This window comes from Alkalihalobacillus sp. NPDC127517, assembly GCF_050276055.1.
Classification (GTDB): domain Bacteria; phylum Bacillota; class Bacilli; order Bacillales; family Bacillaceae_D; genus Alkalicoccobacillus.
In genome coordinates this window covers 298,978-307,752 of sequence record NZ_JBNNQX010000004.1, presented here as the reverse complement: position 1 = coordinate 307,752, position 8,775 = coordinate 298,978, and the positions used below count along the sequence as shown (strand labels likewise).

The following is an 8,775-nucleotide window of genomic DNA, read 5'->3' as shown; positions in this document are numbered from 1 at the left end:
CGTACGCAAGATATTGAACCGCCGTATACGGAACCGTACGTACGGTGGTGTGAGAGGTCGGATAATCAATTAATGATTATCCTCCTACTCGATTTTTCAAGACGAGCGGGAGGATTCTCACGTAGTGAATATCGTGATATGTTCGTGTTTTGCTATCCACATTCATGTTATGTCCCAGCTTCTCTCTTAATCAGCTCCGATAGGATCAGCCCTGCGATCAGGTTTTGCAGTCGAAAGAAGGGGGTACATACAAAGTAACAACGAAAAAACCCGAGCAGAATCTAAAGCAAATGGGGGATATTAGATGAGCAACCAATTCGCAATGGATAAAGAGGTTTTAAAGCAGCTTGAAATTATTAAGAAACTGCAAAAGCGCTCCCAGGCTGCCGTATATTCTCTTTATGCACAGGCAGTTCTAGAATACTCACTCTATTACACTAAAAAGAATCAGTTGCTCGAGAATATCGATGAATCACTTGCACGAAGAGACAAAGAGCGTTTCATGTCTTTGACGAATGAATATCAAGTCTTAAAAGAAGAATATAAAAGTGGAAAAACCATTTATGATTATGGTTTTAAGTTGCACCTTACATTTCAATAATGTATGAGATCATGATTATGTTGAGTAAAGAATTATATCAACACACAAACTAAAGAGACGCACTTATGAAAATGTCGAGGTGATAAGAATGTTATGGACGATTTTATTAATTATTTTAGGTATTTGGTTAGTTGGTGTTATTTTCCGTATTGCGGGAGGACTCATCCACCTATTACTAATTGTTGCAGCAATTGTTCTTGTTTATAAGCTTTTTGTAAAGCGGAAATAAGTAAAAAAAAGCTGCTGGATTTTACCCAGTCAGCTTTTTTGTTCATTTACTACGAATTCATGATACCCATTTAACAAAATGGGCGAAGGATGAATATAAAGGTCATACATAAAACGTAACGCTTCTTCCTGATTTTTCATATTTAATTGTATATAATGGTAAGCAGAATACAAATAATGATCCTGTTTGATCCAGTTTAACAATGTATCAGGTTGCACATTCATAGGACACCCTCCTTTTGTACGGGTTCACCAATAGTATATGTAAAGCTCGGGAGCAGGTTCGTATGCGCTTTCTGTTTGACTAAACGTTTGAATTTAATGGAAAGAAGGAGTCTATCATGATAAGTAATTGCCGTACAGAATATGGCCCACTAAAAGAAGTCATCCTATGCCCACCGACCTATATGCGAATTAAGGAAGTCATTAACTCCATTCAAGCGCATTATAAGGAAGCGAATATAAACATCCCAACCGCACTCAAACAACATCAAAAACTTATTGATACATTACGCTCCTTAGGAGTTCAGGTTCACGAGCTTCAAGCGGATGAGCAATTCCCAGAGCAAGTGTTCACCCGAGATATTGGTTTTGTCATCGATCAAACGTTGTATCTTGCTGCATTAGAGAGGCCAATCCGTCAAGGTGAGGAACAGGTATTAAAAACCTTCCTTGACCAAAAAAAGCTCAACTATCAGTTGGTTACAGAAGGAACAATTGAGGGGGGAGATGTCATTATTGATGGAGACCATGTATACATTGGGGTCAGTAGCCGAACGTGTACGGAAGTGGTTGAACGAATCAAAGAACAACACCCGGATAAAACAGTCCAACCTATTCATTTTAATAGCTCTTATTTGCATTTAGACTGTGTGTTTAATCCAGTTTCTGATTCCGTTGCTCTCATCTACCCAGAGGCAATTGAACCCGAAAGCGTTAAGATTTTAGCTAGTCACTACTCATTTATTGAGGTTTCAAAAGAAGAACAATTTTCACTTGCTGTAAACGTTCTCTCACTTGGAGAGAACAAAATCATTGTTCTTCCGGAAAATAAAGATACAAACGATAAGCTTAAGCAAAAGGGATTTGAGCTTTACGAAATTCCTTTCTCTGAAATTATTAAATCAGGTGGATCATTCCGCTGTGTGACGATGCCGTTAACAAGATAAATTTGGTTGAAAGGAGAAACAAGTCATTGCGATGGCTTGTTTTTTTGTATAATCTCACAACGTATTGGACATATAAAAGGTAGACAACGAGGTGAGACATGTGAATCATGAAGCACTACAGCAATTACGATCTAAGCGACAGCAAATCCAATTAGTCGAACAAGCAAAAAAAGAGAAACAGCATAGTAAAGGGAAGAAAACCGCTCAAGAACGTTTGGATGAGCTTCTTGATTCAGGCAGCTGGACCGAGTATCAGCAATTTACTGCCGGATCAGATCAAGACAAAACCTATGCAAACGATGGAGTGGTTATTGGTGTAGGTACAATTCACGGTCTAAAGGTATGCGTGTTTGCGCAGGATTTTACCGTAGCTGGAGGATCTCTGGGCAAAATTCATGCGCAAAAAATAGCTTGGATTATGGATCTTGCATATGATATGAACGCTCCGATTATCGGTTTAAATGATTCAGGTGGAGCCCGAATTCAGGAGGGAATTGCAGCACTCGAGGGATATGGAAATATATTTTATCGGAATGCTACGTACTCTGGAGTGATTCCACAAATTTCATTAATTGTTGGTCCCTGTGCAGGAGGGGCTGTGTATTCGCCTGCACTTACCGATTTTATCTTTATGGTTGAAGAGACTAGTCAAATGTTTATTACGGGACCGAAAGTAGTGCAAGCTGTTACCGGTTCAAACAGCAGTGCAGAGGAGCTCGGTGGTGCTACGATGCATGCGACTATAAGCGGTAATGCGCATGTGACCACGCAAACAGAGGAGCAATTATTCCAACAAGTGCGCGCATTAATTTGTGCTTGGAAGCCTATCGCAGCGCAGGATGTGATTGCGCCAAACGTAAAGCAAATGGATCACATATTACCGGATGATTCAAGGAAGGGCTATGACTGTAAAAAGTTGATCTGTGGACTGGCAGATGTAGATTCCTTTTATGAAATGCATGAGAAGTTTGCACGTAACATCATTGTTGGCTTTGCTAAATTAAACGGACATCCGATCGGCGTTATCGCCACTAATCCTAAGGTGAAGGCCGGTTGTATTGACGTAGACGCCTCAGACAAAGCAGCTCGGTTTATACGGTTCTGTGATGCATTTGGTTACCCCTTGCTTGTATTAGAGGATGTAAGTGGGTTTATGCCGGGAGCAGATCAGGAGCAGGCAGGCTTAATTCGCCATGGAGCCAAGATCATTTACGCATTTGCCACAGCGACAGTCCCAAGAATAACGGTTGTTACTAGAAAAGCGTATGGAGGTGCGTTTGTAGCTTTAAATAGCAAGGCCATTGGAGCGGATTTTGTTTTTGCATGGCCAAATTCAGAGATTTCGGTCATGGGTCCAGAAGGCGCATCTTCAATCATTTATGCAAAAGAAATTAGTGAAAGTAAAAATCCTGAACAAACAAAAAAAGAAAAGATGGATGCGTACCGCAAGCAATATGCCTCTACATATAAAGCAGCAGAGGTTGGACTAATTGATGAAATCATTTCTCCTGGTGAGACGAGAGAGCGGCTAATCCAGGCATTTTCATTTTTGACCAACAAGAAGAGAACACTACCGGAGCGGAAACATGGGAATATGCCACTATAATCTTCTTTCTTATTCCAACCTGTGATAGCATATAAGTTGGTTTAAGTGATTAGGAGAGGGAGAGTTTTGTGATTGTCTTATCAGAATTAACATTTCAAATCGTTTTAGTTGGTGTATTACTCGCTCTTATAACGGTAGGAAGCATTTTTCTACCCAAATGTATAAAAGAGAGATCAAAAAAGCATGACCACCTGATTTCCATTTTATTAAGTGCATTCGCTCTTGCTTCATATATTCAACTCACATCGTTTGTCCCTGTTGCTTATGAAGAGGACTACTTTGTAGGGGGAAACGCCATAGAGCAAGTGGCAGACAAGCAAGCCAGATCATTATCAGTCCCTAGAGCTCTTGTCATTCATGATTATGAACAAAGACCGCTTAGTATTGAGCTAACAAGCGGTGAAAATCAATTATTTGTTACGGTTGAAACAACAGATTATCAGGCAGTCGTGGACTTTGCGCGTGAACATGATTCACTCGTTAGTGCCGATCAATCAATTGATATGCTCCGTTATTATCAAGAGCGATTATCGGGTACATATGCTGAACGTGCAAGTGAGCTTGACGAAGAAGAAATGATTAGAGAGCTTTCAGAAGCATTTCCAGAGCACGCTTTTACACATGCTCAATCGTAAGCAAACACAGATAAACCTTTAGGTTTATCTGTGTTTTTTTCTCGTTTACCGTGAAGGAGTAGAGAGCTTTAAACATATTTCGTCCCAACCCACAATATTCTATAAAAACGCCTAGGTTCTCATTTCAGTTGTCAGAACAAGAGTGATATACTTAAAAAAACGTTGTAGGAAGGAATTTGCCCGATATGGTTCATTCGAAATTTTTTAGAGTGGGGCTTGGTACTGCTCTAGTTTTAATTATCATCTATTTAGCTTCATTAGTAGACTTCATTTTTCAACCGATTTCTTTACTCATAAGAACGTTGTTTGCACCGATTGCAATAGCTGGTGTGTTCTATTATTTAATGAGACCACTCGTGAACCTGCTTAGTAAGAAGGTCCCAAGAGGATTGTCCATTTTAATTGTTTTTCTCACGTTAATTGGACTTGGAACAGGAAGTGTTTTATTAGTTGGGCCGGAAATCCAAAAACAAACCCAAAGCTTTATTGATAATGTTCCAAGCTACATAAATCAAGGTCAAGAAATGCTCCTCCAATTGCAAGAGAACGAATATGTACAACGATTCCAGGAATCAAATGAAAATTCCTTTAATGATTTAGTAGAGCAGTTTACGGGCAATTTAGAAGGATATGTAAGTGCAATCGGGTCAAATTTAGCTAAGATAGTTGGTGCAATCGCTAATGTGGTTATTGTGTTAGTTATTGTACCGTTTGTATTATTCTACTTGCTAAAAGAAGGAGACAAGGCGCCTGCTTTTCTTTTAAAGTTTATCCCTTCTAAGCAACGAGAAGAAGCAAGACGTATCCTATCAGATATGGATAATGCATTAAGCTCCTATCTTCAAGGACAAATTTTGGTGAGTGTTTGTGTAGGAGTTCTTTGTCTCATTTTATACTTAAGCATTGGTATAGAATATGCACTTGTGCTTGCCATTGTTGCTATGCTTACGAATGTCATTCCTTTTATCGGTCCATGGATTGGTACAGCGCCCGCGGTTATTGTAGCAATCTTTGATTCACCGTTTATGGTTGTTGCTGTTATTGTTGGGGTTCTTATCATTCAACAAATTGAAAGTAATTTAATCTCTCCACAGATCATGGGTCGTCAATTAAATATCCATCCGGTAACAATTATTTTTCTTTTACTTGCAGCAAGCCGTTTTGCGGGCCTACTTGGGTTGTTACTCGCTGTTCCGACTTATGCTGTGTGCAAAGTGATTGTTTCACACACGTATCGTTTGATTAAACTAAATCGAAGAAAACCCATTGATTGACTTGATTGGGGCACTTTCGTACACTATATAAAAAGAAATTGAGGGTGAGAGTATGTCTTTTGAAGAAGATGGGATTGTACAGATTGACCAAGAAGAGTTACGTGAACTCATATTAACTGGTGCAAAGGAACCTATCTTAATTGATGTTCGCGAATTGGAAGAATATGAAGAAGGTCATATTCCGGGTGTTCCGCTTATTCCAATGAATACCATTCCTAGCTTCGCAGATGATTTTGATCGTACGTCTTCCTATGTGTTTATTTGCAGAAGTGGAAAGCGAAGTCAAAACGTTGCACGCTACTTAAAAGATCAAGGCATGCTTAATGTTCGCAACTTTGCTGGCGGTATGCTGTCATGGCAAGGTGAAGTTAAAGAAGGACTCGAATGGGTTTTAAAACAAACAGACGAGCTCTATAAAGACCGAATCTAAAGAATTGATGTTTAAGTACGAGTTGAATAGGAAAATATATTAAATAAGAAAAGGAAGGGGAGAGTAGTGATGGGAGTTAAAAAATGGCTTGTCGCTTCAGCTGTAGCAGGAGCGGTAAGTGGAGCCGTTATTTGGTTAAATGATGAGTCACGCCGTAAACAAGTTTCAAAGGTTATGAAAGATTCATACGCGAAAGTGTCAGATAAAATGACTCCAGATCAAACCAAAAAGGACGAACAATTAGGAAATCCTGTTCCGAAGTCTGAGGATAGTAAAATGGTGGGTGAAGGGGCACTGTACAGTGTTCAACGCTACAATGAAGAACAACAGAAGCAATTAAAATAAGTAAGAGGCTGAGACAAAACTAAAAATTAACTAAAAAAGGCAAATGATTCTGCTGTTGAATCATTTGCCGTTCGTATTTTTATCAGACTAGCACAGCTTTCTATAGTCCCAGCCCCTATATCTTTTACAAAAAGGAGATATGTGTCCATGATTTCAATTGTGAAAGAACAAGTAGAGGATATTCCACTTTTACACGTTGTGAAGGAATCACTCCTTCAGCAGTCTAATCAACCAGTTGTCTTTTTCTTTCATGGGCTAACAAGCGCCAAAGATCAAAACCTACATATTGCGTATCAGCTTGCACAAAAAGGCTTCCGTGTTATTTTACCTGATGCCCTGCATCACGGCGAGAGAGAAGCAGATATAACAGGAATGCAGCGAACCGTCTTACTTTGGGACATCGTTATGAACTCAATTCAGGAGCTAGATCAATTGAAAGAGCATTTTTTAGGACAAGGCCTGATTGATCCGAGTCGAATAGGTGTTGCTGGTACATCGATGGGAGCCATTACAACGTATGGTGCACTAAGCCAATATAATTGGATACATACGGCTGTGAGCTTAATGGGTAGCGCATATTACGAGCACTTCGCGATGATGCAAATAGAACATATGCAGCGTCAAGGATTTCAAGTACCAGAGGTCCAGGTGAACGAAACATTGGCTAAGCTTCGAACATTTGATTTATCCACGCAACTTCACAAGATGAACGGAAGACCCTTGATGATCTGGCACGGGGAAGCAGATCAGGTTGTTCCTGCCCGTTATTCGACGACGTTGTATAACGAGTTACTTCATGGGTATGATCATTTTCCAGAACGACTAGCCCTTTATACAGAAAAAGAAACTGGGCATGCTGTATCTAGAAAGGCTATTCTCCAATTAACAGACTGGTTTACCTCTCACTTAGTATAAGGAGAGGTTTATGGGTGATAAAACAAGAGGTGTATGAATGATTAAGGAAGTTCAAAAAATAATCATTATTATTATTGGTTCTGCGTTACTTGCCGCTTCATTAAATTTCTTTTTAATCCCTGCAGATGTGTTTGCAAGTGGATTCACGGGTGTATCTCAGTTAATTGCATCCCTATTTGATCTTTCAACAGGACTGCTGTTGTTCTTATTAAACATTCCAGTTGCGATTTTGGGTTGGATGAAGGTAGGAAAAAGCTTCACCATTTATAGCTTTGTCAGCGTAGCCATTACGTCATTCTTTCTTGAAGTCCTACCAGAGTATGCTTTCTCACAGGATATTTTATTAAATGCGGTGTTTGGTGGAGTTCTTGGTGCCGTTGGTGCTGGTCTGATGCTACGGTGGGGTGCCTCGTCCGGTGGCTTGGACATTATTGCCTTAGTTCTTGCGAGGTACAGTGACCGTCCGGTAGGGATCTATTTCTTTGTGTTAAACAGCTTGATTGTGTTTGCGGCGGGTGTCTTATTTGATCCTGAAAAGGCGTTATATACGCTTGTTGCACTTTATGTAACTTCTAGGGTAATTGACGCAATCCATACTCGATATGTTAAGCTTACTGCAATGATTGTTACCAATCATGCAGAGGAACTGAGAGCGGCAATTCACGAACGTTTAGTTCGAGGCATAACAAGAGTTCCCGCAAAAGGAGGATATACCTCTGATGATAAAGAAGTATTATTTATCGTGTTAACCCGTTATGAGTTGTATGACCTTAAGACGATTATTAATGATGTTGATCCCGAAGCATTTACGAATATTGTTGAAACAGCAAGCGTCTACGGATTATTTAATAAACAATAGGGAGTGAACATCATGTTCAAGTCACTTACGTCGTCCATACTTGTTTTAGGCTGTCTATTATCTTTAACCGCTTGCGGGCAAGAAGCAGAAGCACCTGATGAGAACGAATCAAATCAGCAAGGAGTGGAAGAAATGAATGGCTGGCAGCTTGAAGTAGAAGCCGTACAAGAAAGTGAGCAGCTGCGTGTGGACATGCTGTTAACGAATAAAACGAATGAAGTACAGACACTTACCTATCCTAGCTCACAAACATATGAACTAGTTTTAACCGATGAATCGGATGAAGAAGTGTACCGGTTTTCTGAGGGCATGATGTTTACAATGGCTTTAATTGAAGAGGAAATTGAAACAGGTGGAACACAAACGTTTCAAGAATCGATTTCAGTTGCTGACCTAGAAGAGGGGCACTATACGTTGTCCGCAGAAATTGTAGGCAAGCCTCAGAATGAAGCTGAATTACCAATTACAACGATTGATGTGGATATTACAAAGTCATAAGAAAAAGCTCTGATCCATGGATATCCATGAATCAGAGCTTTTTTTAATCAGTCTTTGATTCAGTTTGAATCGCTTCTTGAACCGCCTTTTTAAACGTAGTCCATACTTTTCCCTCTTCTTCATCTGTTTGCAACATGTCATTTGAGATAGGTTCAAGAGGTTTCTTTTTGCCGTACCAATACGTTTCAAATAGAGGATCCATCCGTTGATTGCTC

13 protein-coding genes are annotated in these 8,775 nt (G+C 39.8%); 11 read left to right on the top strand and 2 right to left on the bottom strand.

Going from position 1 to position 8,775, the window contains the following annotated elements:
• Positions 1–304 precede the first annotated feature (304 nt).
• Both ACQKKO_RS07465 and ACQKKO_RS07460 read left to right on the top strand, forming a co-directional pair.
• Positions 305–601 carry an IDEAL domain-containing protein gene (locus ACQKKO_RS07465; protein WP_498645796.1) on the top strand — a complete coding sequence of 99 codons (297 nt, stop codon included), beginning with the start codon at positions 305–307 and terminating at the stop codon, positions 599–601.
• Positions 602–689: 88 nt separating this feature from the next.
• A complete protein-coding gene (locus ACQKKO_RS07460) occupies positions 690–830 on the top strand; it encodes a lmo0937 family membrane protein (RefSeq protein WP_498645794.1) in 141 nt (46 codons plus the stop codon).
• A 29-nt stretch (positions 831–859) separates the two neighbouring features.
• Here the strand turns inward: ACQKKO_RS07460 and ACQKKO_RS07455 are convergent, their stop codons facing one another.
• A complete protein-coding gene (locus tag ACQKKO_RS07455; RefSeq protein ID WP_498645792.1) occupies positions 860–1,054 on the bottom strand; it encodes a hypothetical protein in 195 nt (64 codons plus the stop codon).
• 116 nt (positions 1,055–1,170) lie between these two features.
• Between ACQKKO_RS07455 and ACQKKO_RS07450 the strand changes: the two genes are divergently transcribed.
• From ACQKKO_RS07450 to ACQKKO_RS07410, 9 genes are all read left to right on the top strand, one after another.
• The gene (locus ACQKKO_RS07450) at positions 1,171–1,998 is read left to right on the top strand and encodes a dimethylarginine dimethylaminohydrolase family protein (RefSeq protein ID WP_498645790.1); all 828 of its coding nucleotides are present in this window, start codon (positions 1,171–1,173) and stop codon (positions 1,996–1,998) included.
• A gap of 100 nt (positions 1,999–2,098) precedes the next feature.
• Positions 2,099–3,604: an acyl-CoA carboxylase subunit beta gene (locus ACQKKO_RS07445; RefSeq protein WP_498645788.1), complete on the top strand. Its 1,506-nt coding sequence runs from the start codon at positions 2,099–2,101 to the stop codon at positions 3,602–3,604.
• A 68-nt stretch (positions 3,605–3,672) separates the two neighbouring features.
• Positions 3,673–4,239 (top strand): hypothetical protein, encoded by a 567-nt coding sequence (locus tag ACQKKO_RS07440; RefSeq protein ID WP_498645785.1) that lies wholly within the window; start codon positions 3,673–3,675, stop codon positions 4,237–4,239.
• Positions 4,240–4,424: 185 nt separating this feature from the next.
• Positions 4,425–5,513: an AI-2E family transporter gene (locus ACQKKO_RS07435; protein WP_498645783.1), complete on the top strand. Its 1,089-nt coding sequence runs from the start codon at positions 4,425–4,427 to the stop codon at positions 5,511–5,513.
• Positions 5,514–5,565: 52 nt separating this feature from the next.
• The gene (locus tag ACQKKO_RS07430) at positions 5,566–5,943 is read left to right on the top strand and encodes a rhodanese-like domain-containing protein (RefSeq protein WP_498645782.1); all 378 of its coding nucleotides are present in this window, start codon (positions 5,566–5,568) and stop codon (positions 5,941–5,943) included.
• A gap of 69 nt (positions 5,944–6,012) precedes the next feature.
• Complete coding sequence (locus tag ACQKKO_RS07425; protein ID WP_498645780.1) at positions 6,013–6,288, top strand: YbyB family protein; 276 nt, start codon at positions 6,013–6,015, stop codon at positions 6,286–6,288.
• 147 nt (positions 6,289–6,435) lie between these two features.
• Positions 6,436–7,203: an esterase gene (gene yjfP / locus ACQKKO_RS07420; RefSeq protein ID WP_498645778.1), complete on the top strand. Its 768-nt coding sequence runs from the start codon at positions 6,436–6,438 to the stop codon at positions 7,201–7,203.
• Between the two features lie 37 nt (positions 7,204–7,240).
• Positions 7,241–8,062: a YitT family protein gene (locus ACQKKO_RS07415; RefSeq protein WP_498645776.1), complete on the top strand. Its 822-nt coding sequence runs from the start codon at positions 7,241–7,243 to the stop codon at positions 8,060–8,062.
• A 12-nt stretch (positions 8,063–8,074) separates the two neighbouring features.
• Positions 8,075–8,560: a BsuPI-related putative proteinase inhibitor gene (locus tag ACQKKO_RS07410; RefSeq protein ID WP_498645774.1), complete on the top strand. Its 486-nt coding sequence runs from the start codon at positions 8,075–8,077 to the stop codon at positions 8,558–8,560.
• Between the two features lie 43 nt (positions 8,561–8,603).
• Here the strand turns inward: ACQKKO_RS07410 and ACQKKO_RS07405 are convergent, their stop codons facing one another.
• Positions 8,604–8,762 carry a hypothetical protein gene (locus ACQKKO_RS07405; RefSeq protein WP_498645771.1) on the bottom strand — a complete coding sequence of 53 codons (159 nt, stop codon included), beginning with the start codon at positions 8,760–8,762 and terminating at the stop codon, positions 8,604–8,606.
• Between the last annotated feature and the right edge of the window lie 13 nt (positions 8,763–8,775).

Coding starts and splice junctions, on each gene's coding strand:
- ACQKKO_RS07465 (WP_498645796.1), top strand. CDS start 305: ATGAGCAACCAATTCGCAATGGATAAAGAGGTTTTAAAGCAGCTTGAA.
- ACQKKO_RS07460 (WP_498645794.1), top strand. CDS start 690: ATGTTATGGACGATTTTATTAATTATTTTAGGTATTTGGTTAGTTGGT.
- ACQKKO_RS07455 (WP_498645792.1), bottom strand. CDS start 1,054: ATGAATGTGCAACCTGATACATTGTTAAACTGGATCAAACAGGATCAT.
- ACQKKO_RS07450 (WP_498645790.1), top strand. CDS start 1,171: ATGATAAGTAATTGCCGTACAGAATATGGCCCACTAAAAGAAGTCATC.
- ACQKKO_RS07435 (WP_498645783.1), top strand. CDS start 4,425: ATGGTTCATTCGAAATTTTTTAGAGTGGGGCTTGGTACTGCTCTAGTT.
- ACQKKO_RS07430 (WP_498645782.1), top strand. CDS start 5,566: ATGTCTTTTGAAGAAGATGGGATTGTACAGATTGACCAAGAAGAGTTA.
- ACQKKO_RS07425 (WP_498645780.1), top strand. CDS start 6,013: ATGGGAGTTAAAAAATGGCTTGTCGCTTCAGCTGTAGCAGGAGCGGTA.
- yjfP (WP_498645778.1), top strand. CDS start 6,436: ATGATTTCAATTGTGAAAGAACAAGTAGAGGATATTCCACTTTTACAC.
- ACQKKO_RS07415 (WP_498645776.1), top strand. CDS start 7,241: ATGATTAAGGAAGTTCAAAAAATAATCATTATTATTATTGGTTCTGCG.
- ACQKKO_RS07410 (WP_498645774.1), top strand. CDS start 8,075: ATGTTCAAGTCACTTACGTCGTCCATACTTGTTTTAGGCTGTCTATTA.
- ACQKKO_RS07405 (WP_498645771.1), bottom strand. CDS start 8,762: ATGGATCCTCTATTTGAAACGTATTGGTACGGCAAAAAGAAACCTCTT.